This window comes from Mesorhizobium sp. YM1C-6-2, from assembly GCF_003666685.1.
In the GTDB taxonomy this organism is placed as follows: domain Bacteria; phylum Pseudomonadota; class Alphaproteobacteria; order Rhizobiales; family Rhizobiaceae; genus Mesorhizobium_K.
On record NZ_RCIZ01000011.1, the window covers coordinates 34,231 to 57,448 of the forward strand.

22 protein-coding genes are annotated in these 23,218 nt (G+C 66.7%); 13 read left to right on the forward strand and 9 right to left on the reverse strand.

The window, feature by feature from the left end:
- The first annotated feature begins 61 nt into the window (after nt 1–61).
- Together D8676_RS22065 and D8676_RS22070 are read left to right on the forward strand one after the other, a co-directional pair.
- Nucleotides 62–1,270 (forward strand): glycosyltransferase family 4 protein, encoded by a 1,209-nt coding sequence (locus D8676_RS22065; RefSeq protein WP_121583261.1) that lies wholly within the window; start codon nt 62–64, stop codon nt 1,268–1,270.
- Entirely contained in the window at nt 1,267–2,841 is a 1,575-nt protein-coding gene (locus D8676_RS22070; protein ID WP_121583262.1) for a hypothetical protein, read from the forward strand. Before D8676_RS22065 ends, D8676_RS22070 begins: the two co-directional genes overlap by 4 nt.
- A 22-nt stretch (nt 2,842–2,863) precedes the next feature.
- Here the strand turns inward: D8676_RS22070 and D8676_RS22075 are convergent, their stop codons facing one another.
- Nucleotides 2,864–3,622 (reverse strand): WecB/TagA/CpsF family glycosyltransferase, encoded by a 759-nt coding sequence (locus tag D8676_RS22075; protein WP_121583263.1) that lies wholly within the window; start codon nt 3,620–3,622, stop codon nt 2,864–2,866.
- A gap of 299 nt (nt 3,623–3,921) precedes the next feature.
- Here D8676_RS22075 and D8676_RS22080 point away from each other — a divergent pair, with 299 nt between their 5' ends.
- Nucleotides 3,922–5,127 (forward strand): GNAT family N-acetyltransferase, encoded by a 1,206-nt coding sequence (locus D8676_RS22080; RefSeq protein WP_121583264.1) that lies wholly within the window; start codon nt 3,922–3,924, stop codon nt 5,125–5,127.
- A gap of 11 nt (nt 5,128–5,138) precedes the next feature.
- Here the strand turns inward: D8676_RS22080 and proC are convergent, their stop codons facing one another.
- Entirely contained in the window at nt 5,139–5,951 is an 813-nt protein-coding gene (proC, locus tag D8676_RS22085; protein WP_121583265.1) for a pyrroline-5-carboxylate reductase, read from the reverse strand.
- A 169-nt stretch (nt 5,952–6,120) separates the two neighbouring features.
- Here proC and folD point away from each other — a divergent pair, with 169 nt between their 5' ends.
- Together folD and D8676_RS22095 are read left to right on the forward strand one after the other, a co-directional pair.
- Complete coding sequence (gene folD, locus D8676_RS22090; protein ID WP_121583266.1) at nt 6,121–7,020, forward strand: bifunctional methylenetetrahydrofolate dehydrogenase/methenyltetrahydrofolate cyclohydrolase FolD; 900 nt, start codon at nt 6,121–6,123, stop codon at nt 7,018–7,020.
- A gap of 29 nt (nt 7,021–7,049) precedes the next feature.
- Nucleotides 7,050–8,048 (forward strand): GlxA family transcriptional regulator, encoded by a 999-nt coding sequence (locus tag D8676_RS22095; RefSeq protein WP_183097198.1) that lies wholly within the window; start codon nt 7,050–7,052, stop codon nt 8,046–8,048.
- A 36-nt stretch (nt 8,049–8,084) separates the two neighbouring features.
- Here D8676_RS22095 and D8676_RS22100 read toward each other — a convergent pair whose 3' ends face one another.
- Nucleotides 8,085–8,981 carry an AraC family transcriptional regulator gene (locus D8676_RS22100; RefSeq protein WP_121583267.1) on the reverse strand — a complete coding sequence of 299 codons (897 nt, stop codon included), beginning with the start codon at nt 8,979–8,981 and terminating at the stop codon, nt 8,085–8,087.
- Nucleotides 8,982–9,081: 100 nt separating this feature from the next.
- Here D8676_RS22100 and D8676_RS22105 point away from each other — a divergent pair, with 100 nt between their 5' ends.
- From D8676_RS22105 to D8676_RS22120, 4 genes are all read left to right on the forward strand, one after another.
- The gene (locus D8676_RS22105) at nt 9,082–9,825 is read left to right on the forward strand and encodes an SDR family NAD(P)-dependent oxidoreductase (protein ID WP_121583268.1); all 744 of its coding nucleotides are present in this window, start codon (nt 9,082–9,084) and stop codon (nt 9,823–9,825) included.
- 135 nt (nt 9,826–9,960) lie between these two features.
- Nucleotides 9,961–11,739, forward strand: coding sequence for a VWA domain-containing protein (locus tag D8676_RS22110; protein WP_121583269.1), 1,779 nt, complete (start codon nt 9,961–9,963; stop codon nt 11,737–11,739).
- 50 nt (nt 11,740–11,789) lie between these two features.
- On the forward strand, nt 11,790–12,137 hold the full coding sequence (locus D8676_RS22115; protein WP_121583270.1) for an MliC family protein: 348 nt from the start codon (nt 11,790–11,792) through the stop codon (nt 12,135–12,137).
- A 283-nt stretch (nt 12,138–12,420) separates the two neighbouring features.
- Nucleotides 12,421–13,947, forward strand: coding sequence for an ABC-F family ATP-binding cassette domain-containing protein (locus D8676_RS22120; RefSeq protein WP_121583271.1), 1,527 nt, complete (start codon nt 12,421–12,423; stop codon nt 13,945–13,947).
- Between the two features lie 4 nt (nt 13,948–13,951).
- On the opposite strand, the gene D8676_RS22125 is transcribed toward D8676_RS22120, so the two are convergent.
- From D8676_RS22125 to zwf, 5 genes are all read right to left on the reverse strand, one after another.
- Nucleotides 13,952–14,359: a type II toxin-antitoxin system VapC family toxin gene (locus D8676_RS22125; protein ID WP_121583272.1), complete on the reverse strand. Its 408-nt coding sequence runs from the start codon at nt 14,357–14,359 to the stop codon at nt 13,952–13,954.
- Nucleotides 14,356–14,607: an AbrB/MazE/SpoVT family DNA-binding domain-containing protein gene (locus tag D8676_RS22130; RefSeq protein ID WP_121583273.1), complete on the reverse strand. Its 252-nt coding sequence runs from the start codon at nt 14,605–14,607 to the stop codon at nt 14,356–14,358. Before D8676_RS22130 ends, D8676_RS22125 begins: the two co-directional genes overlap by 4 nt.
- 52 nt (nt 14,608–14,659) lie before the next feature.
- Nucleotides 14,660–16,483 carry a phosphogluconate dehydratase gene (gene edd / locus D8676_RS22135; RefSeq protein ID WP_121583274.1) on the reverse strand — a complete coding sequence of 608 codons (1,824 nt, stop codon included), beginning with the start codon at nt 16,481–16,483 and terminating at the stop codon, nt 14,660–14,662.
- 95 nt (nt 16,484–16,578) lie between these two features.
- Nucleotides 16,579–17,274, reverse strand: coding sequence for a 6-phosphogluconolactonase (gene pgl / locus D8676_RS22140; protein ID WP_121583275.1), 696 nt, complete (start codon nt 17,272–17,274; stop codon nt 16,579–16,581).
- 4 nt (nt 17,275–17,278) lie between these two features.
- Nucleotides 17,279–18,751, reverse strand: a complete 1,473-nt coding sequence (zwf, locus tag D8676_RS22145; protein ID WP_121583276.1) for a glucose-6-phosphate dehydrogenase — start codon at nt 18,749–18,751, stop codon at nt 17,279–17,281.
- A 170-nt stretch (nt 18,752–18,921) separates the two neighbouring features.
- Here zwf and D8676_RS22150 point away from each other — a divergent pair, with 170 nt between their 5' ends.
- The 3 genes from D8676_RS22150 to D8676_RS22160 are packed head-to-tail and all read left to right on the forward strand — an operon-like array spanning nt 18,922 to nt 21,588.
- Complete coding sequence (locus tag D8676_RS22150) at nt 18,922–20,397, forward strand: aldehyde dehydrogenase family protein (RefSeq protein ID WP_121583277.1); 1,476 nt, start codon at nt 18,922–18,924, stop codon at nt 20,395–20,397.
- 31 nt (nt 20,398–20,428) lie between these two features.
- On the forward strand, nt 20,429–21,181 hold the full coding sequence (locus D8676_RS22155) for an SDR family oxidoreductase (RefSeq protein WP_121583278.1): 753 nt from the start codon (nt 20,429–20,431) through the stop codon (nt 21,179–21,181).
- Nucleotides 21,181–21,588, forward strand: a complete 408-nt coding sequence (locus tag D8676_RS22160; protein WP_121583279.1) for a hypothetical protein — start codon at nt 21,181–21,183, stop codon at nt 21,586–21,588. Before D8676_RS22155 ends, D8676_RS22160 begins: the two co-directional genes overlap by 1 nt.
- A gap of 16 nt (nt 21,589–21,604) precedes the next feature.
- Here the strand turns inward: D8676_RS22160 and D8676_RS22165 are convergent, their stop codons facing one another.
- Complete coding sequence (locus D8676_RS22165; protein WP_121583280.1) at nt 21,605–22,612, reverse strand: serine hydrolase; 1,008 nt, start codon at nt 22,610–22,612, stop codon at nt 21,605–21,607.
- Nucleotides 22,613–22,829: 217 nt separating this feature from the next.
- On the opposite strand from D8676_RS22165, the gene D8676_RS22170 reads away from it, so the two are divergent.
- The gene (locus tag D8676_RS22170) at nt 22,830–23,216 is read left to right on the forward strand and encodes a hypothetical protein (RefSeq protein WP_121583281.1); all 387 of its coding nucleotides are present in this window, start codon (nt 22,830–22,832) and stop codon (nt 23,214–23,216) included.
- Nucleotides 23,217–23,218 lie beyond the last annotated feature (2 nt).

Consider the following 23,218-nt stretch of genomic DNA (forward strand, 5'->3'; position numbering starts at 1 on the left):
GAACGGTTTCTTGAGGGTTTTCTGGCGGAATGGGCAACGAATCGTTACCGGCATGCAGGCAATGAAGAAGAAGACCAGGCGCGGCCCCGTGAGGCTGCTGTTCATCCAGACGCAGGCGGAACTGGCCGGCGCGCAGGAAATCTCGCGCCTGCTCGGCGAAGGTCTTTCCTGCCAGGAGCGCGGCGGCGAGCCCGAATTCGAGGTGCACCACCTCTTCTTCTACCGTAAGACCGCCGCCTTCGACCGCTGGAAGAACGTGCATTTCTGCCTCGAGGATAGCCCGAAGGGGCCGCTCTCCTTCATCCGCTTCCTGTCGAAGCTGGTGCGCATGGTCCGTCGCATCCAGCCGGACGTCCTGCTCACCTTCCAGCATTACGGCAACATCTTCGGCGCGCCGGCAGGCCGGCTGGCCGGCGTACCCGTCATCATCGCCAACCACGTTTCGGCGCCGGCGACGATCTCGCCGGCTGCGCGCAGCATCGACAAGGTGCTCGGCCTTCTCGGCGTCTATGACATCATCACCGTCAACTCCAACGAGACCTGGCGCAACTACCAGTCCTATCCGGCGCGCTATCGCCGGCACCTCGTCCACGTGCCGCATGGCTTCGAGGACAAGTCGGTCGAGATCGGCCGGCAGGAGGCGAGGGCGGTGTTCGGCCTGCCGACTGGGGTGGCGCTGATCGGCTCGGTGGCGCGGCTGCATCCGCTGAAGCAGCTCGACGCGGCGATTGCGGTCGTCGCGCGCCGCCATGCGCTGCACCTCGCCATCGCCGGCCAGGGTCCGGACGAAGAGCGCCTGCGCGCGACGGCGCAGCAGCTCGGCGTGGAGAAGCGGGTGCATTTCGTCGGCGACATGCCGCCGCAGAAGGTCGGCCTGTTCCTGGCCGGCCTCAACGCCTTCGTCTTCCCGTCGACAGCCGAGACCTTCGGGCTGGCGGCGGTCGAGGCGGCGCAGGCGGGCGTTCCCGTGGTCGCCAACGACCTTCCCGTGCTGCGCGAGGTGCTGACGGTGGACGGCGAGCCCTGCGCGCTTTTCGCGAACGCCGCCGATGTCGACGATTTCGCCGCCAAGGTGGACACGATCTTCCGCGATCACCGGCAGACGGCCCATCTGGTGGCTCTCGGCCGCCGGCTGGCGAGCCGCTATTCGGTCGGAGGCATGGTCGAAGCCTATGCCGGGCTGATCCGGCAATCGCTTGGCACGGGTGCAAGCCAGTCCGCCGGGCCGAGCCCAAAACCGTCCGCAGCGCTGCGCTCGTCGCAGCGATGACCGGCTTACCTCCGGCAGCCGGCCCGGCAAGGCTTCTCGTCCGGGTCGACGATGCTGGCCTCGCGCGCTGGGTGCTCCGGCTGGTCGAGACGCTGGAGAAGCGTCCCGGAACGCAGGCCTATGTCAGCGTCGACGACCGGCCGGAAGCGGGCGCATCGCCTGCGCTGGCGACGCTGCTTTCGCTGGAACGCATGCTGCTGCGGCGCAGCCAGCCCGGCGGTTCCGACCGGATCGGGCGCGCCGACATCGGCGAAGCCCGGCTGGCGCCGGCCGGTTTCAGCCCGGACGTCGTGATAGACCTGACCGACGGGACTGGCGCCGCTGTCGCTCCGGACGCCGTCCGCCTGCGGCCGCTCTATGACAGCCAGCCCGGCCAGACGGCGCTCGCCTCGGCGCTCTTCTTTCGCGGCACGCCCGAGATCGCCATCGAGCGCATCGAACCCGGCGAATCTGCAGGCCGTATCGTCGCTTCCGGAACGGCCTCACTCGAAGCGGCGGCCGGCATAGGCGGCGGCATCGAGGCGGTCGCCTCGCGCGCGATCGTGCTGCTGATCAAGGCGCTGTCGGGCGCAGAGGACGGGGCGGCCGTCACGCATAGCCTGCCCGTCCGCGCCATCGGCAACGGCGACGTCCTCCGCCGCTCGGCAAAGGAAGTCGCCCGCGCTGCCGTGCGCGCGGCCTACCGGCTCTGCTGCCACGGTTCGCACTGGCGCGTCGGCTGGCGCTTCGTCGAGTCGGGGGGCGATGTGTGGATGCGGCGCGACCTCTCGGGAAAGCGCTGGAACGTGCTCGCCGACCCGGTCGACCATTTTTATGCCGACCCGTTTCCCATCTCGCGGCAGGGCAGGGACTATCTCTTCTTCGAGGATCTCGACCACAAGACGGAGAAGGGGATCATCTCGATGGTCGCCTTCGACGAAACAGGCAGGCCGGGTCCCGCCGTGCCGGTTCTGGAGGAGCCCTGGCATCTCTCCTATCCCTTCCTGATCGAGCGGGACGGCGAGCTGTTCATGATCCCCGAAAGCTCGGCCAACCGCGATATCGCGCTCTACCGGGCCGCGGAGTTCCCGCTGAAATGGCAGCGGCATGCCGTGCTGGTCGAGGGGGTCGAGGCGGCCGACGCGACCATTGTCGAGCATGACGGCCTGCTCTTCCTGTTCGCCGTGGTGCGCGACGGCGTCGGCGGCTATTCCGACACGCTGGCGATCTGGTCGGCGACCGACCTCTTCGGCCCCTGGCAGCCGCACCCGGGAAACCCCGTTCTGGTCGACGACCGCACCGCGCGCCCTGCCGGGAATTTCGTGCGTCGGGACGGTGCGCTCTACCGGCCCGTCCAGGACTGCCGCAACGCCTATGGCGGTGCGCTCGGCTTCATGAAGGTGACGCGGCTCGATGGGCAAGGTTTCGCACAGGAGAGCGAGGGCACGATATCAGGCGGACCGTCCTGGCCGGGAAAGCGGCTGCACACGCTGAACTACAACGGCCGCCTCGAGACGATCGACGGATTCACGCTGCGCCCCAAGCTGAAGCTTGCGGCCGATCTGGTCGACCGCTGGTACGAGCCCCGATAGAGTTTCAGCCCTAAGCCGGCAGCTAGCCCGAGTGGCGGATGAGCGCGCCGATAGCCTGCGGATTGGTGGTGAGGTAGCGCATCGCCAGACGGCGCGGCTCCAGCCAGATGCGGTAGAGCCATTCGAGGCCGGCGGCCTGCATCCAGGCCGGGGCGCGCGAATTCTTGCCGGAGATGAAGTCGAACAGCCCGCCCGACGTCTTGATGATGCCGACGCCCCTAAGCTTGTCGATGTTGCGGTCGATGAACTGCTGCTCAAGCGGCACGCCGAGCCCCACCCACAATATGTCGGGCCTGGCGGCGTTGACGCCGGCGATCACCTCGTCCTCCTCCTCGCGGCTGAAATAGCCGTTGCGGCGGCCGGCGAAGACGAGATTCGGATAAAGCTTCTGCATCTCCTCGACGGCCTTGGCGTTCACCTCCTCGCTGGCGCCGAGGAAGTAGAAGGAGACGCCGGTGTCTTCGGCGGCCTTCGCCACCTCGTGCACGAGGTCGGTCGTGGCGACGCGTTCGGCCAGCGGCCGCTTGGAGAACAGTTTCGAATAAAGCACCATCGGCATGCCGTCGGCATGGATCTGATCGGCCTTGCGCATCAGCGACAGGAAGGCTTCGTCCTTGCCGCAGAGCGCCAGCACCTGTCCGTTGGCGGAGGTCGACACGAACGGGCGAAGGTTCTTGCCGCGGCTGCCGAGCGCATGCGCCACGAAGCCCCGCGCAGTGCCCTTGATGTCGGTCTGTGCGATGGGAAGCCGTCCGAGGAAACTCGTCGGCCATTCAGTCATTGGCTTTTCGGTAGACACGCTCTGCTCGATCGTTTCTGCCGCAGGATTCGTCCCCGCGTTTACCGCCCGTCCTGGTTTGGTCGGGCTATTATCTTGGATCGGTTGACGTTCTTTCAACGCGATCGTTGCGCCATGGTTAATGTCGTAAACAACTCACTGGAATGTTTGATAAAATTTTAATCGCATTTTGTCTAAAACTTTATGCTTCGGGCCGGGCTCTGCCTTGGAAGGCGCTGGCATTTACCCTAACAGCAGTGGGCGGCTTACGCGGACAGTGAGGTAGAGTATTGGCTGGACGCATGGACATGTCGGTCGGCACCAGAGTGGAAGACGTGCAGGGCGGCTCCGAAGGGCACGTGCCGAAACTCGCCGTAGGGCTCGAACCGGACTTCGATTTTCTGTCCGACGAGTACCGCGCGCTGTTCGAGGCGTCCGCCGCCACACCCTTCCAGCATCCGGCCTGGCTGGACGCCTTCTACCGCACGATGCTGGCGCCGCATGACGCCGAGAAGCTCGTCGTGACCGGCCGCGACAGCACCGACGGCACGCTGCTTTTCCTGCTGCCGCTCCTGCGCCGCCGCCGCTCCGGCGTTGTCCTGATAGAGGCGGCGAATCTGGGCGTCGGCGACTATGCGCATCCGGTGGTCGCGCCGGCCTTGCGCCGCGGCGACTTCGTATCCGCGGTGAGCGCGGCGCTGCCGCCCTACGATATCCTCAACATCCGCCCGATCCGCGACGAGAGCCGCGGGCTCTGGCGGGCCTTCCTGCCGGGCCGGTCCAGGACGCTCGACTATTCCGCCCATGCCGCAGGGCTTTCGGCGCCTTTCGTGGCCTGGCGCGGCAAGGCGCTGGATGGCAGCTTCGCCAGATATCTCGACCGCAAGAAGAAGCGGTTCCTGAAATCCGGCAAGGTCGAGCTGGTGCGCATGGACAGCGATTTCCGCGCCGGGATCGACCTGATCGCGGCCATCCGGGCAGGGCGGTTCGAGGACGACATCCTGCAGAACGCCTATGCGCGCGAATTCTACGCGGACGTGGCGGCGAACGGCCAGGAGGTCGCCCGCATCTACCGGCTGATGCTGGACGGCGCCGATGTCGCGCAGGCCTTCGGGCTCGTCCTCGACGGCCGCTTCTACTACCTGCTGATCGGCGCCGACTACGAGCGCTTCGGCAAGCATTCGCCCGGCCTGGTGCTCTACGACCTGCTCATCGAGAAATGGATCGAGGAGGGCGGCACTGTCTTCGACTTCACCATCGGCGACGAGGCGTTCAAGCGCGATTTCGGCACCACGCCGACGCCCATGCACGCGCTGGTCGATACTGCGACGCTGAAGGGCAGGCTCGCCCTGTCGGCCTTCGATGCGGTGCGCGGCCTGCGCGACAGGAAAAACGAGGCGGCGGCGCTGCTGCGCCCGCTGCGCGACCGTCTGCGGCAGGTCTTCGCCAAGACCGCCGTGGCGATCATGCTGGCCGGCCCGGTGGCGGAATTCGCCGGCCTCGTCTGACCGGCGGCGCGTTATTTGCCGAGTTCGACCGATCGCGCCCGCGCTGCCTCGACCGCTTCGGCCAGCAGCGTCTTCAGCCTGTCGCCGCCCATCAGGACGCCGAGCGCGGCGGCGGTGGTGCCGTTCGGGCTCGTCACCTGCTTGCGCAGCGTGGCCGGGTCCTCGCGGCTCTCGGCGGCGAGCGACGCTGCGCCGTAGACGGTCTGCATGGCGAGAAGCTTGGCCGTCTCGGCCGGCAGCCCGGCCTTTTCGGCGGCGGCCGTCAGGCATTCGATGAAGTGGAAGATGTAGGCGGGTCCGGAGCCGGAGACGGCCGTCACCGCATCCATGAGGCCTTCGTCGCCGATTGTGGCGACCTCGCCGCTCGCCGACAGCAGGTCGCCGACGAAGGCCTTCGTCTTTGCCGCGACGTTCGGATTGGAGAAGACGACCATCATGCCCTTGCCGATGGCGGCCGGCGTGTTGGGCATGCAGCGGATCACGGCGGCGTCCGGCTCCAGTATCTCCGTGAAGGTCGCGATTGCCGTGCCGGCGGCGATGCTGAGGAAGGTCGCCTGGCCGGCGAAGCGCTTGTAGCCGGCGACGACCTCGCGGATCACCTGCGGCTTCACCGCAATGACGATGATCTCAGGCGAAAGGTCGTCGGGAAGCTCGGCGTTCGATGTCGCCACGACGCTGCCGAGCCGAGCCGCCCGGTGCCTCAGGTCCTCGTTCGGCTCGACGACCAGCGTCTCGGAGGAGGCGAGCTTGCCCGAGCCAAGCCAGCCGGACAGCATCGCGTAGCCCATGTTGCCGCATCCGACGAGAAGCACCCGAACCGTCATCTTGATCCTCCGTCGCGATCCGCGTCGCCAACCTCTTATGCCGCAGCTTTTAGCACCCTGCCGGAGGCACGCAACTTTCGGTTTCGCGGCATCCGACGCCGCAAAGGCCGATTGCCCATGGCCGCTTTCGGCTTTATGCGGGTTTATTCCGGAATTCAAAGGGCGGATCATGACCGAAATCATCGACGGAAAGCTGGTGGCGGAAGACGTGGTGGCGACGGTGAAGGGCCTCACGGCCGACCTCGTCGGCAAGGGCCACGCGGCGCCCGGCCTGGCGGTGGTCATCGTCGGCGAGGATCCGGCGAGCCAGGTCTATGTCGCCTCGAAGTCGAAGAAGGCCAAGGAATGCGGCTTCCTGTCGGTGCAGCACACGCTGCCGGCCGACACCAGCGAGGCCGACCTTCTCAAGCTCATCGCCGACCTCAACGCCGACAAGTCGATCGACGGCATCCTCGTCCAGCTTCCGCTGCCCGGCCATATCGATTCCGGCAAGGTGATCCAGACGATCGCGCCCGAGAAGGACGTCGACGGCTTCCATTTCGTCAATGTCGGCAAGCTCGGCACCGGCGAACTGGAAACCGCCTTCGTGCCCTGCACGCCGGCCGGCTCGATGATCCTGATCGAGCGCGTGCGCGGCAAGGATCTTTCCGGCCTCAACGCCGTCGTGGTCGGCCGCTCCAACATCGTCGGCAAGCCGATGGCCAACCTGCTGCTTGCGGCAAACTGCACGGTGACGATCGCCCACAGCCGCACCAAGGACCTGCCGGCGCTGGCCCGCACCGCCGACATCCTGGTCGCCGCCGTCGGCCGGCCCGAAATGGTCAAGGGCGACTGGGTGAAGCCTGGCGCCACCGTCATCGACGTGGGCATCAACCGCATCCCGGCGCCGGAGAAGGGCGAAGGCAAGAGCCGGCTCGTCGGCGACGTCGCCTTCAACGAGGCGGCCAAGAACGCCGGCGCCATCACGCCGGTGCCGGGCGGCGTCGGCCCGATGACCATCGCGCTCCTGATGGCCAACACGCTGGTCTCGGCCTATCTCAAGGCCGGGCTGAAGCGGCCGACCTTCTGACCCAGACCGCCACCTCCGGGATCGTTCCTATGCCGATGCCGCCGCTTGCTGTAGACATGCCTGTCATGTCCGATCAGAGCCAGGGCGGCCGGCAGTTCGCATTCCTGCTGGTCGACAAATTCTCGATGTTCTCGCTGGCGGCCGCGATCGACGCGTTCCGCTCGGCCAACCGTCTGCTGGGCCGCGATTTCTACGGCTGGACCACGGTTTCGGCCGATGGCGAGGCGGTGATGGCCTCGAACGGCATACCGCTCAAGGTCGACTACGGCGTCGGCGACATCCCGCAGGTGGACATCCTTTTCGTCGCCGTCGGGCTGTCGACCGAGTTTCCCGGCAAGTCGAAGGTGCTCGGCGCGCTCAGGAACTGGGGCCGGCGCGGCGGGGCGCTCGGCGCGCTTTCGGTCGGCTCCTACCTGCTCGCCGAGGCCGGCCAGCTCGAAGGCTACCGCTGCACCATCCACTGGGAGAACCGCGCCGGCTTCATGGAGCGGTTCCCCGACATCGAGTGCACCGGCAACGTCTACGAGATCGACCGCAAGCGCTACACCTGCGCCGGCGGTACCACCTCGATCGACCTGATGCTGGAGATCATCCGCGGCGATTTCGGCGCCAACATCGCCAACGGCGTCGCCAACCAGTTCCAGCACGAGCGCATCCGCTCGGCCGGCGACCGCCAGCGCGTCGGGCCGGAGCGCGACCTCACCGGCAAGTCGGAGAAGCTGAAGAAGATCGTCGAGCTGATGGCCGACAATCTGGACGAGCCGCTGTCGGCGGTGCAGCTCGCCAAGTCGGCGGGGCTGTCGGTGCGCCAGGTCGAGCGGCTGTTCCTGCGCCACCTGACCGTGACGCCCGGCCGCTACTACATGCGGCTGAGGCTGGAGCGCGCCCGCGAGCTGCTGCGCCAGACCAACATGCCGATCCTCGACGTGGCGATCGCCACCGGCTTCACCTCGCATTCCTATTTCGCCCAGAGCTACCGCCTGCAGTTCGGCCGCCCGCCGAGCGAAGAGCGACGCACGACCTATTGAGGATTCGCTCGACTTACGCCGTTGACCCAGTCCTCTTCATGCGGCGCGCGCGTATCGCCCTGGCGGCTGGCCGACATGGCGGCTGAAGGCGGTGCTGAATGTGCTGGCCGAGCCGTATCCGACCCGCCTCGCCACTTCCTCCAGCCCGATTCCCTTGCTGCGCAGCAGGTCTTTGGCGACCGCCATGCGCCAGGCAAGCAGGTACTCCATCGGCCGCAACCCGACGGTTCGCGTGAAGCGCTCAAACAGCGCCGAGCGCGACATGCCCGCCTCGCCGGCAAGCGCCGCAACGGTCCACGGCCGCTCCGGATCGCCGTGCATCTGACGCAGCGCCTCGGCGACGCGGCCGTCGGCCAGCCCGCGCAGGAGTCCGGGCTGCGCGTCCTTTGCCCGGCTTGCCCGCAGTGCTTCGATCATCAGGATCTCGACTAGGCGGCTAAGGACGAACTCGCGCCCCGCATTGGCGGCGCCGGCCTCCTCGCCGACCAGCCGGACCAGCACCGAAAGCCGTTCGACGCCACGAATGTGGACCATCGCCGGAAGCAGCGACACCAGCAGCGATGTGTCGGACGAATCGAAGACGAAATAGCCGCCGAGCAGGCGTACGTCCGCGGAACCGTCGGGGCGACCGTGACGTACTTCCTCTGTCGGCGCAGGCGTCAGCTTCGGGTCGATCAGCCTCGGCGTCGCCCGTTCGAAGCTGGACATGGTGAAAGCCGGCGTCGCCGGCAGCAGCACGAAATCACCCTGCTGCAAACTAACCGGCTCCTCACCGTCGACGGCTAGGCGGCAACCGCCTTCGAGCACCGCGCAAAAACCCGGCTGGCCGAATTCGGAGTAGCGCACCGCCCAACGCCCGGCGCCGCTTATTCCTTTCGAGAATACCGCGCGAGGGTGCAGAAGCCCGATGATTTGAGATAGCGGGTCACTCATTTTTGGACTCTTGCAAATCAAATACGGACTTTTGATTGATGATAGTCCAGATAGTGCCGTCTATTCCTCACGCGTCAATCTCAAAACAAGGACACGCGAGATGAAAACCGCTCTCATCACCGGCTGCTCGTCCGGCTACGGCCTCGAAATCGCCCGACACTTCCACGCGCAGGGATGGAACGTCGTCGCCACAATGCGAACGCCGCGCGGCGGCCTTCTGCCCGGTACGGAGCGCATGCGTCTGCTTTCGCTTGATGTCACCCGCGCCGACAGCATCGCCGCCGCAATCGACGCGGCCGGGCCGCTCGACGCCCTCGTCAACAATGCCGGCATCGGCCTGGTCGGCGCTTTCGAGGCGATGTCGATGGCGCAAGTGCGCAAGCTGTTCGAGACCAACACGTTCGGCGTGATGGCGATGACCCAGGCCGTGATACCGCAGTTCCGCGCCCGCCGGTCCGGCGTGGTGGTGAATGTGACCTCCAGCGTCACGCTGGCCCCGATGCCGCTGGCCGCGGCCTACACCGCCAGCAAGATGGCGATCGAGGGCTTTACCGGATCGCTCGCCTGCGAGCTGGAGGCGTTCGGCGTGCGCGCCAAGCTCGTCGAGCCCGGCTACGCCCCGACCACGCGCTTCGCCCACAACACCGAAGCGCGCGTCGAGGATCTCATTCCCGAGGCCTATGCCCCGTTCGCGGCACCGATCTTCGCCGGTTTCTCCAACCCGGCCATGGTGACGCGGGAAATCGACGTGGCCGAGGCGGTGTTCCTAGCCGCAACCGATACCTCGAGGCGGCTGCGTTTTCCCGCCGGCGCGGACGCGGTCGCGCTTGCCCGTGCCGGCTAGTCTGTCGTGCAGCCGCCGAGCGAAGAGCGACGCACGACCTATTGAACGGCCGCCGTCCATCCTGCCTTGCCACTCCCCGGAGCCTCCTCTAGCGTCTGCCGCGGCGGACCGAGTTGATTCATCCGGGAGACGGTAATGGCATTCCTTACACGCGGCGTGCTTGCTGCGCTGCTTGCGGCCTCGACGACGGCATTCGCCCAGGCGGCCGACCGCGCCATCATCGTGCTCGACGCGTCCGGCTCCATGTGGGGCCAGGTGGACGGCAAGCCGAAGGTGGAGATCGCGCGGGAATCGCTGCGCACCGTGCTGCAATCCGTGCCGGCCGGCACGGAGCTCGGCCTGATGGCGTACGGCCATCGCGAAAAAGGCTCCTGCACCGATATCGAGCTCGTGGTGCCGCCTGCGGCAGGCAGCGCTCCGTCGATCACGGCAGCGGCCGACGCAATGAAGTTCCAAGGCAAGACGCCGCTCACCGCCGCCGTCCGCCAGGCGGCCGAGGCGCTGCGATATACCGAGCAGAAGTCGACCGTCATCCTGATCACCGACGGCGTCGAGACCTGCGAGGCCGACCCCTGCGCGCTCGGCAAGGAGCTGGAAGCGGCAGGCGTTGACTTCACCGCCCATGTCGTCGGCTTCGGCCTGACGGCGGAGGAGGGCAGGGAGGTCGCCTGCCTCGCGGAAAATACCGGTGGTAGATATCTGCAGGCCTCGAATGCCGCGGCCCTGAAGGAAGCGCTCGCAGCGGCCGTCGGGGCGCCTTCCGAGCCGGCGGCTGAAGCCCCTTCTGCTGAAGCTCCAGCAGCCGAAGCGCTGCCGGCGGAAACGTCCGAAGCGGAGCCGGCGCCTGAAGGCGAGCCCCCGGCTGCCGTCGTCGCCGAGCCCGCGCCCGAACCGGCGCCTGCCGAGACCGCCGCCCCGGAGCCCGCCAGGCCGGAGTTCAACTTCATTCCCAAGGCGGTCATGGCCGCCGGAGGCGAGCCGCTGGAGAATGCCGGCAACGCTTGGGAGATATACAAGGCCAAGGCCGACGGCGGCCGCGGCGAGTTGCTCTCCACCGAATACGGCGCATACAAGGGCTCGCTCGAGCCGGGCGACTACGTCGTCGTGGCCCGTCTCGGCGAGGCGCGCGCCGAGCAGAAGCTGACGGTCGAGCCGGGTGAGGTCTACACGCCGCTCGTCGTGCTCGATGCCGGCACGCTGGTCGTCAGGCCGCGCGCCAATGAAGGCGCGGAGGTCGACAATGCGGCGACCGTCGTCGTGGAGCATCCGGGCAGCGCGGTCTCGTCCACCAACTACGGGGAGACGAAGGTCGTGCTGCCTGCCGGCGAGCAGAAGCTGACGGTCAAGCTCGGCACCGGCGAGGTGAGCGAGACGGTGCAGCTTGCCGCGGGGCAGACGGTGGAGAAGGATGTCGTGGTCGGCGTCGGCCACGTCACCGTCAACGCGCTTTACGCGGAAGACGGCGAGAAGGTCGACGGGTCCGGCCTCGACATCAAGATATTCAGGTCGCGGCAGAACGTCGACGGCACCCGCGACCAGGTCAGCTACGGCTTCGGCCCGGATGCGAAATTCGCCCTCGCTCCCGGCGATCATGTCGCGGTGCTGCGCATGGACCGGGCCGAGACCGAGCGGCCCTTCAACATCCGCGCCGGCGAGACGAAGGAGGTGACCGCCATCCTCGACGCTGGAGTGTTGATCATTGACGCTCCGGCCGCCAAGGACATCAAGGTGTTCCCGAAGAAGGACGGCCAGGGCGAGCGCAAGGAGATCGCTTACGGCTTCGGCGGCGCCCTCCAGACGACGGTGCCGGCTGGCGACTACATCATCGCCACCGACCGCCGCGACGGCAGCCCGGTCAAGGAAACGCCTGTTTCGGTCAAGGCCGGCGGGCGGCTGGAACTCACGATCCAATAGGACGGGCCAATAGGACGATCCAATAGGGCGGGCCAACAGGAGGACAGACGATGCGGCTGAAATCGACGATGCTCGCGGCGGCGCTGCTCGGCGTGGCGGCCGCGCATGCCGATCCGCTGACGATCGACCTTCCCGGCGCCGCCGAGCGCCAGACGGTCGCCTATAGCTGCGACGGCGACAGGACAGTGACCGCCGAATATGTCAATGCCGGCGCCAATTCGCTGGCGATCGTCAAGCTCGGCGACGAGACCGTGCTGATGGTCAACGTGCTTTCGGCGAGCGGCGCGCGCTACGCCGGGCAGCAATATGTCTGGTGGACCAAGGGCAATTCCGCCGACTTCTACGACCTCACCAAGGGCGAGGACGCCCCCGCCGAGTTTTCGTGCGAGGCGGAGTAGGGGCGTAGCTCCGGGAGCGGACCGGGCATCCGGGAGTTGCCCGTCACGGCATAAGCCGCTATTCAGGTGGCGCAACTCGTCAACACCGAGAAAGGAGGGCTGCGTGTACACGTTCTTTCGTCACCACCGTCAGCGCGGCCCTGTCCAGGCCCTGCAAATGCGTTTGCAGGGCTGACCAAGGACGAGACGCCAAGCGCATTTCTTTTCTGGTCTGCCCTTCGTGGTGATGCCGCGCCCGCTGTTCGGGTCGCGTGCATCGTTTCCTCAAGACCAGAGAACGACCATGGCTTTGATCAATCTGCGCTCCCTTGGCGTGACGCTCGGCGCACCGCTGTTTTCCAATCTCAACCTTTCCATCGGGCCCGGCGACCGCCTGGGCATCGTCGCCGCCAACGGTCGCGGCAAGTCCACGCTGCTGCGCGCCATCTCCGGCAGCTTCGAGCCAACGGCGGGCGACATCACCCGTTCGCGCGGCCTGCGTGTCGGCTATGTTGAGCAGGACGTGCCGGCGAAACTTCTGGACGCCACGCTTTACGACGCCGTGCTGCAGGCCCTGCCGCCGGAGCAGGCGGAAAGCGAAAGCTGGCGCGTCGATGTGGCGCTCGGCGAACTCGACGTGCCGGACGAGCTGCGCCAGAGGCCGCTCTCGAAGCTCAGCGGCGGCTGGCAGCGCCTTGCCCTGCTGGCGCGTGTCTGGGTCGCCGAGCCCGATATGCTTCTGCTCGACGAGCCGACCAACCACCTCGATCTCGCAAGGATCAGCCAGCTCGAAGACTGGCTGAATGCGCTGCCGCGCGACGTGCCCCTGGTGGTCTGCAGCCACGACCGCGCCTTTCTGGATGGCGTGACGAACCGCACGCTGTTCCTCAGGCCGGAGAACTCGCAAGTGTTTCCGCTGCCTTATTCGAGGGCGCGCGAGGCGCTTGACGAGATCGACGCCTCGGAGGCGCGGCGCTTCGAGAAGGACATGAAGACGGCCCAGCAGTTGCGCCGGCAGGCGGCCAAGCTCAACAATATCGGCATCAATTCCGGCAGCGACCTGCTGGTGGTGAAGACCAAGCAGTTGAAGGAGCGGGCCGACCGGCTGGAGGATGCGGCGCGGCCCGCGCATCAGGAGCGTTCGGCCGGAACTATAAAACTCGCCAATCGCGGCACGCACGCCAAGGCGCTGGTCGCGCTCGACGACGCGCCCGTGACCACGCCCGACGGCACGCTGCTGTTCAGGACCGGCAAGCTGTGGATCCGGCAAGGCGACCGCGTCGTGCTGCTCGGCCGCAACGGCGCCGGCAAGACGCGGCTGGTCAATATGCTCCGGCGCGCCATCGCCCAGCCAGACACGTCCGTCGACGGCATCAAGGCGACGCCGTCGCTTGTCCTGGGTTATGGCGACCAGGGCCTGTCCGACCTTGCCGACAAGGACACACCGCTCGGTGTGCTCACGCGCCGCTTCGAACTCGGCGAGCAGCGCGCCCGCACGCTTCTCGCCGGGGCCGGCATGACTATCGACATGCAGTCGAACCTGGTCGGCCGCCTCTCCGGCGGCCAGAAGGCGCGGCTCGGCATGCTGGTGCTGAGGCTGACCAACCCCAACTTCTACCTGCTCGACGAACCGACCAACCATCTGGATATCGACGGCCAGGAGACGCTGGAGGCGGAGCTTCTGAAACACGAGGCGAGCTGCCTGCTGGTCTCGCACGACCGCAGCTTCGTGCGCGCCGTCGGCAACCGCTTCTGGCAGATCGAGAAGCGACGGCTGGTGGAGGTGGAAGGGCCGGAAGGCTTCTTCGCCGACGTGGCCAGGAACGGGTAGGGGGTCAGTTTTGGCTGGAGAGCAGTATCGTTTCGGTGCCCGATTGCGCCACTAGCCGCGCTGCTTGCTTGTCGAACGTGAGGAAAATCTCGCCGCCAGCACGGCGGCCCTCAAAGGCGATGACGCCGTCCGCGAAGTCGCCTCCTGCCCTGAGAAAGGCAAGCCCGGCTTCTACGGACGGTCGATCCGTTTCAACAATTGCGATCTGGAGAAACGACTCGATGGCCAACGCGATCTGCGGCGCCTTCTGTTTGTATCCTTGTGCCAGCACCCAAGCGAATTCGCAGAAGGTCGGGAGGCAAATTGTCAAAAGGGTTGCTTGGCGCAGAGTGTCTTGGGCAGCGCGCGCCTGACCGGGGTCGTCCCTCAAGGTGATGCGGAGCAGAATGTTCGTGTCGGCGATGATCTTCACCGCTTTCCGGCCCAGGCATCCTCGGTGATCTTCTTGATTTCTTCGATCGTCAGCACAGGATTGTCCGGATGGGCGAGAAGGCCAAAGATCGACTCAATGCCCTTTTCGCGCGGCATGGCCTGCATAGTCGCTTTGCCGTCAGGCAATATGTCCACGACGATCTTGCCTCCGGGCTTCACGCCAAGATGCTGGAGAACGTCCTTTTTCAGCGTAACCTGGCCTTTCGACGTAACGGTAAGAACGGTCATGGGCGTGTTCCTTCGACCTGAAAGTAAGGCAAAAATGCCTTACTTTCAATCCTCAGGCAAACCCGAACACGCTGGCGCCCTGGTCCGCCCGACCTGCTAGTTCGCGGAAGCCCGCGAAGAGTTCGCGCCCCATGCCGTGCCCGTTGGCGGAGAGGTCGGGCGTCCTGAGCGGGCGCGCCGCCAGCTCTTCGTCCGGCACGAGAACCTGGAGCGTGCCGGCATCGGCGTCGAGCCGGATCAGGTCGCCGTCATGCAGGCGGGCAAGGGGCCCGCCTTCGAGCGCCTCGGGCGTCACATGGATCGCCGCCGGCACTTTTCCGGATGCGCCCGACATGCGGCCGTCGGTGACGAGCGCGACCTTGTGGCCGCGGTCCTGCAGGATGCCGAGCACGGTGGTCAGCCGGTGCAGTTCCGGCATGCCGTTGGCCTTCGGCCCCTGGAAGCGGATCACGGCGACGAAGTCGCGGTTGAGTTCGCCTGCCTTGAAGGCGGCGTTCAGCGCCTCCTGGCTGTCGAGCACGACGGCCGGCGCCTCGATGATCCGGCGCTCCGGCTTGACGGCGGAGGTCTTGATGATGGCGTGGCCGAGATTGCCCGACAGCACCTTGAGGCCGCCGGTCGGCTGGAATGCCTTCGGTGCGGGCGCCAGCACCCTTTCGTCGCCGCTCTTCGCTGGCGCCGGCTCGCGCACGACCGAGCCGTCGGCGCCGAGCTTGGCCTCGATCGCGTATGGGCGCAGCCCTTCGCCCCAGACCGTCTGCACGTCCTCGTGCAGCAGGCCGGCGTCGAGCAGCTCGCGGATCAGGAAGCCCATGCCGCCCGCTGCGTGAAAATGGTTCACGTCGGCCAGCCCGTTCGGGTAGACGCGGGCGAGCAGCGGCACCGCCTCCGACAGGTCGGAGATGTCCTGCCAGGTGATCGAGATGCCGGCGGCATGCGCCATGGCGATCAGGTGGATCGTGTGGTTGGTGGAGCCGCCGGTCGCGTGCAGGCCGACGATGCCGTTCACCACCGAGCGCTCGTCGATCATCCTGCCGACCGGCGTATAGGCGTTGCCGAGCTGGGTGATCGCCAGCGCGCGCCTGGTCGCTTCCCTGGTCAGCGCGTCGCGCAGCGGCGTGCCGGGATTGATGAAGGAGGCGCCCGGCGTGTGCAGGCCCATGATCTCCATCAGCATCTGGTTGGAGTTCGCCGTGCCGTAGAAGGTGCAGGTGCCCGGCCCGTGATAGGACTTCGATTCCGCCTCCAGCAGCTCGGCGCGGCCGACCTTGCCCTCGGCATAGAGCTGCCGGATTTTCGATTTCTCGTCGTTCGGCAGTCCCGAGGTCATCGGACCGGCCGGCACGAACACCGCCGGCAGGTGGCCGAAGGTCAGCGCGCCGATGACGAGGCCCGGCACGATCTTGTCGCAGACGCCGAGATAGACGGCGGCGTCGAACATGTTGTGCGACAGGCCGACCGCCGCCGCCATGGCGATCACGTCGCGCGAGAAGAGCGACAGCTCCATGCCGGGCTGCCCTTGCGTGACGCCGTCGCACATGGCGGGCACGCCGCCCGCCACCTGCGCGATGCCGCCTGCCTCGCGCGCCGCCTCCTTGATGAGCGCGGGAAAGGTCTCGAAGGGCTGATGCGCCGACAGCATGTCGTTGTAGGAGGTGATGATGCCGAGGTTGGGCACCCGGTCGCCGCCGAGTGCGACCTTCTCCGACGGGCTGCACACCGCGAAACCGTGGGCGAGGTTGCCGCAGGAGAGCGTCGCGCGGTTTGCGCTCTGGCCGGCGGCCTTCTCGACGCGGTCGAGATAGAGTTCGCGGACGGGCCTCGAGCGTTCCCGTATCCTGTCCGTGATCGCCTCAATGTCTTTTCTAGCCGTCATCGGTCGTCCTTTCCGGCGTGCCGCTGGAAAAGTGGGAGGGCTTCTTCAGCCGGCACGCGAATGCGGGGACCTTGGGAGCAGTCCCCGAAACGGGCCTATTCGGCCCAGAATATCTCCACCGGCCGCGGCGACGCCTCGATCGCGGCGCGGATCGGCAGCTTTTCGCCGCCGAGCGCCCGGTCGAGCACCTGCCTCTTGTCCGGTCCTTCGATGTGCAGCGCCAGGAAGCCGGCCTCCACGATCTTGCCGAGCGTCAGTGTCAGCCTGTGTTCCTGCGCCGTGACCGATTCGACGGGCAGCACGAGCTTCGCGGCATCCGCGGCGAGCAACTGGGCGACGTCGGGCGCGTCCGGGAAGAACGACGCCGTATGGCCGTCCGGCCCCATGCCGAGCACGGCGACGTCGAGCGGCCAGGGCAGCCCGGCGAGTTCCGCCCGTGCCCGCGCCGCAGCCTCGTCGCCGTCGTCGGTGCCGTGATAGAGCGGCGCGAAGGTCGCGGCCGCGGCCGGCCCCTGCAGCAGCCTGTCGGCCACCAGCCTGGCGTTGGAGCGCGGCTGGTCCGGCGGCACCAGCCGCTCGTCGATCAGCGTCACGATCACCTTCTTCCAATCGATCGCGGCGCTGGAAAGTTCCGCGAAGAGCAGCGCCGGCGTCGAGCCGCCCGATACGGCGATGAAGCCGACGCCGCGTCTGGCGATCGCGTCGGACAGCTTTGCCGCGATGGTTGCGGCCAGCGTCTTCGCGAGCTCCGCCCGGCTGGGGAAGGCGTGCAGGTCGTATGCGAGTCCCATGCCGTCAGTTGCTCTCATGCCAGGTGCGACCGTCGCGCTCGATCAACGCGATCGAGGCGGACGGACCCCAGGTGCCGGCCGTATAGCCCTGCGCTTCCTGCCGGCTTTCGGCCCACGCGTTGAGGATCGGGTCGACCCATGTCCAGGCGGCCTCGACCTCGTCGCGGCGCATGAACAGCGTCTGGTTGCCGCGGATGACGTCCATGACCAGCCGCTCATAGGCGTCCGGCGAGCGCCCGTCGAAACTCTGCGCGAAGCTCATGTCGAGCGGCAACTGCCTGAGCCGCATGCCGCCCGGGCCCGGATCCTTGACCATGATGTACTGCTTGACGCCCTCGTCGGGCTGCAGCCGGATGACGAGCTGGTTGGGGGAGACGTTGCCGGCGCTCTCGCCGAAGATGTTGTAGGGCACCGGCTTGAACTCGATCACGATCTCGGACACGCGGGTTGCAAGTCGCTTGCCGGTCCTGAGGTAGAACGGCACGCCGGCCCAGCGCCAGTTGTTGATCTCGGCCTTCAGCGCCACGAAGGTCTCGGTCGTGCTATCCGGCTTGCCGAGTTCTTCGAGATAGCCCTTGACCGCGCCGCCCGACGACGCGCCGGCGCGGTACTGGCCGCGCACGGTGGCCTTGGGAGCCTCCTGTCCGTTGACCCGCTTCAGCGAGCGAAGCACCTTGAGCTTCTCGTCGCGCACCGCGTTGGCGTCCATCGAGGAGGGCGGCTCCATGGCGACCAGGCAAAGCAGTTGCAGCATGTGGTTCTGCACCATGTCGCGCAGCGCGCCGGCCGTGTCGTAATAGGTGACGCGGTCCTCCAGCCCGACCGTCTCGGCGACGGTGATCTGCACGTGGTCGATATGGGCGGAGTTCCACAGCGGTTCGTAGAGCGCGTTGGCGAAACGCAGCGCCATCAGGTTCTGCACCGTCTCCTTGCCGAGATAGTGGTCGATGCGGAAGATCTGGTGCTCGCCGAAGACGCCGCCGATCTGGTCGTTCAGCGCCTTGGCCGAGGTGAGGTCGCGACCGATCGGCTTCTCCACCACGATGCGCGAATCGGGCGTGATCATCTCGTGCTTCTTCAACTGCGCGGCGATGTCGCCGAACAGCGCCGGGGTGACGGCGAGGTAGAAGGCGCGAATCGACTTCGAGTTGCCGATCGCCTTCTTCAGCGCGTCGAAGCCGGAGCCGGTGGTCGCGTCGGCCGGCACGTAGCTCAGCCGGCTGACGAACTTCTCGACTTCGGCCTTGTCGATATATTCCTTCTGGACGTGTTCCTTGATCGCCTTGCGGGCGAATTCCTGGAACTCCTCGTCGGAGAGTTTCGAGCGCGAGGTGCCGATGATGCGCGTCGGCTCGGAGAACTGGTGGTCGCGCTGGCGGTGATAGAGCGCCGGCAGCAGCTTGCGCTCGGAGAGGTCGCCGGTGCCCCCGAAAATGATGAAGTCGAACGGGTCGACGGGAATGATCTGGCTGGTCATCTTCTGTCCACTTCATGCCGCAGCGCAGCAAAATAATCTAATCGATTTAATTCCGCTAGTACCACCCATAGTGCCACGGTGTCACATGCTTGGGCCAACGACTGGTCCCGGGCGGTTCGCGGTGGCACCATAGTGCGTCCCTGTGACGGAATTCAAAGGGAGAATCGGCAATGGACGCTCACCTTTCGACCGAAATCGCCGAAGGCCGCGCCTTCATGCAGGTCGTGGACGGCGTTTCGGGCGGTGCGCTGTCGGGCGAGCGCATGGATGTCGTTTGCCCGTCCGACGGCAAGGTTTTCGCGTCGATCCCTGTTTCCGGCGCCGCCGATGTCGACCGCGCGGTGAAGGCGGCGCGCCGCGCCTTCGACGAAGGGCCCTGGGCGAAAACCCCGGCCGTCGAGCGCGGACGCCTGCTCACCAGGCTTGGACAAATGGTCGAAGCCAACGCGACCGAACTCGCCGCACTCGAATCGCGCGACACCGGAAAGCCGCTCCGGCAGGGCAGGGCGGACGTGGCCGCCGCCATGCGCTATTACGAGTTCTACGGCGGCGCGGCCGACAAGATCCATGGCGACACGATCCCGTTCCTCGACGGCTACACGGCGCTGACGCTGCGCGAGCCGCACGGCGTCGTCGCCGGCATTCTGCCGTGGAACTACCCGCTGCAGATCCTGGCGCGCGTCGCGGGCGCCGCGCTCGCCATGGGCAACACGCTGGTCGTGAAGCCCGCCGAGGACGCGTCGCTGACGGCGATCCGCATCGCCGAACTGGCGCTGGAGGCCGGCTTTCCGGCCGGCGTGTTCAACGTCGTCACCGGCTACGGGCGCGAGGCGGGCGCGGCGCTCTCGGCGCACCCCGAAGTCGACTACGTCACCTTCACCGGCTCGCCGCCGACCGGCACCGCGATCCAGCAGGCCGCTGCGATCAACAATCGCGGCGTCACCATGGAACTCGGCGGGAAGTCGCCGCAGATCGTCTTTGCCGACGCCGACATCGACAAGGCGCTGCCGGTGCTGGTCAACGCGGTCATCCAGAATGGCGGCCAGACCTGCTCGGCCGGCAGCCGCATCCTGATCGAGGCGCCGATCTACGATGCCGTCGCCAAGGGCCTTGCCGAACGCTTCGCGAAGCTGGTCGCCGGCCCGCACGACGCCGATCTCGACCTCGGTGCGCTGATCAACCCGAAGCAGAAAGCGCGGGTGTCGGGCATGGTGGAGGCGGCGGAGAAGGCGGGCATCGCCGTGCTGGCGCGGGGCTCCATCCATCCCGATGCGCCGGCAGACGGTTTTTACTTCGCGCCGGCGCTGTTCGGCCATGTGCCGGCCGGTGCACAGGTCGCACAGGAGGAAGTGTTCGGCCCGGTCCTGTCGCTGTTTTCGTTCGACGGCGAGGAGGAGGCCGTGCGGCTCGCCAATTCCACCGACTACGGGCTCGTCGCCGGCGTCTGGACGAAGGACGGCGCGCGCCAGCATCGCGTCGGCAAGCGCGTGCGCGCCGGCCAGGTCTTCGTCAACGGCTACGGCGCAGGCGGCGGCATCGAGCTTCCCTTCGGCGGCTTCAAGCGCTCCGGCCACGGCCGCGAGAAGGGATTCGAGGCGCTCTATGATATGAGTGCGACAAAGACGATCGTGTTCAACCACGGCTGATGCGGCGCGTCGGGCAATATCAAGTGGAGAGATGGATTTGCGTCTGAAGGGCAAGGTCGCGATCGTAACCGGCGCGGCGTCGGGGTTCGGCGAGGGCATGGCGAAGCGGTTCGCCGAGGAGGGTGCTAATGTCATCGTCGCCGACCTCAATGTGAAAGGCGCCGAGCGCGTGGCCGGCGAGATCGGCGAGGCGGCAATCCCCATCGCCACCGACGTGTCGATCCGCTCTGAAGTCGACGAGATGGTCTATGCGGCGAAGAACGCCTTTGGCCGTGTCGACATCATGGTCAACAACGCCGGTTACACGCACCGGAACGGCGACATGCTCGATGTGGACGAGGCGACCTTCGACCTGATCACCGCGGTGAATATCAAGGCGATCTACCATGCAGCACTTGCCGTGATACCGACCATGGAGCGGCAGGGCGGCGGCTCGATCCTGACCACCGCCTCGACCGCCGGGCTTCGCCCGCGTCCGGGTCTCACCTGGTACAACGCCTCCAAGGGCTGGGCGATCACCGCGACCAAGTCGATGGCGGTCGAGCTCGCGCCGAAGAACATCCGCGTCAACTGCCTCTGCCCGGTGGCCGGCGAAACAGGCATGCTGGCGAAATTCATGGGTGAGGACACGCCGGAACTGCGCGAAAAATTCCGCGCGTCGATCCCGCTCGGCCGGCTGTCGCAGCCGCTCGACATCGCCAATGCCGCGCTCTGGCTGGCCTCGGACGAGGCTGCATTCATCACCGGCGTTGCGCTGGAGGTTGACGGGGGCAGGTGCATCTGATGCGGGTGTTCCCGGGAGCCGCGCTTCTCCTCGCAGCAGCCTTGCAACTGGCGTTCACGCCTGGTGCGGGCGCTGCCGATGTCACTGTCGTCGACGGCGATTCGATGATCTATGACGGGCGTCAGGTCGAAATCTGGGGCATCATCGCGCCGTCGAGAAGCGAAACCTGCACGACCCTGCAGAATGAAAAATGGGACTGCGGCGAGCGTGCCTTCTCCCAGCTTTCCGCGGCCGCGTCCGATCCGACATTCGCCTGCGAGGACAAGGAGCCAGGTTTCGTCGTCTGCCATGCTGGCGGGCTCGACGTCGGTCTCCTGCTGGTCAAGGAAGGTCTGGTGCGCGCCCGCCAGGGCTACAAGGATGTCGAGGCGCGCGCCCGCGAAGCCGGGATAGGCCTGTGGCAGTGAATTCGTCCGGCGGCCGCTAGTCCACGCCGACCGCGCCGATGATCCCGGCGAGCAGCGCGTGCAGGTCGTCGCGGTGGCCGCTGCGGGCGGAAGGGTCGTCCTCGCGCGAGGTCATCGCCACCGTCAAACCGAGCGCCGGCACGATGTAGAGCATCTGGCCGCCGAAACCCCAGGCGTAGACCACCTGCCGGCCGCCGATCTCGCGCATGAACCAGCCATAGCCGTAACCGTCGCCGCTGTAGATCGAATGCGTGCGCACTTGCCAGGAAGCTTTCACCCAGTCTTCCGGCACCACCTGCTCGCCGGCCTTGTTCCTGCCGCCGTTGCGGTAGAGCTCGCCGAAGGCGGCGAGCGAGCGCGCCGTCATCGCCATCTGGTTGCCGCCGACATAGATGCCTTGCGGGTCGCGGTCCCAGGCGTCGATCGAAAAACCCTCGACCGGTCCAAGCCATTCGCGCGCGAGTTCGCGCGTCGACTTGCCGCCGGTCTTAGTCAGGATGGCGGAGAGCAGATGTGTCGAACCGGTGGAGTAGAGCATCGGTCCGCCGGGCTCGCCGTCGAAGGGCTCGGCGAGTGCCGCGCGCACCCAGTTTCGGCTCGACACCCAGCGCCCGTAGTTCGGCCCCGAGGTGCGGCCGAGCCCGGCCTGCATGGAGAGCAGGTTGCCGATGGTGATGTCGTTCATGCGCGGGTCGGGATCGTCGGGCAGGTCGCGCGACAGGATCGGCGCGATCTTCTGGTCGACCCCTTCGAGCACCTGCCTGTCGATGGCGATGCCGGTGAGCGCCGAGATGATCGACTTCGATGCCGACTTGATGTTGGTCGAGGCGTCCGGCGAGCCGCCGTGATAGCCGCGCGCGGCGATCTCCTTGCCGTCGAGCGACACGATCACGCTGCGCAGAGGACCGAGTTCCCTTGCCTTGTCGAGCACGAAGCCGAGCGCGGTCGCCGGCGTCTCCTGAGCGGCGGCGAGCCGCGTCGACGCGAGAAGCAGGGGCAGGGAAAGCACAGATCGGCGGTTCATGGACCCCTAGATAGTGCTGGCATCAGACAAAATCGCAAACGAACTTTGTGCCTCACGCGGTTTTGACGGGACGTGTCCCAGACCTCGCGCCGGGTTCATCGCCACCTGATGGGGCATGCCGGTGACAGGGGGGCTGATTGCCGCTCGATTTCTTTCGAAATATAATACGACGCTAAATTAGTAAAAATACTTCATACTTCAAGCAAAGGAGGGACAGATGACGTCGCATGGCAGCATTGATCATCCTTCCACTTGGGACCCGGCGCTTGACGCCGTAACCGCGGCGCCGGCCAACCACAAGGTCATCTTCGAAAACGACCGGCTGCGCGTGCTGGAGGTGACACTGGAGGCGGACGAGGAGGAGCCCGTCCACCACCATCGCTGGCCTTCGGTCTTTGTCTTCGATCAGGTCCAGGGTCCCGTTCACGACATGGCGCCGGACGGAACCAGGCTGCCGGCCAATCGCGACGTGATCCAGGCCATTCAGGAGTGGGATGGAAATGGCTGCCTCGTCGTCAACATGGCTCCGCAGCCGGCGGGCAGAGTGCTGAATTCCTCCGGCAAGACGATCCACGGCATCAGGGTGGAAATGAAGAACTACTAGGG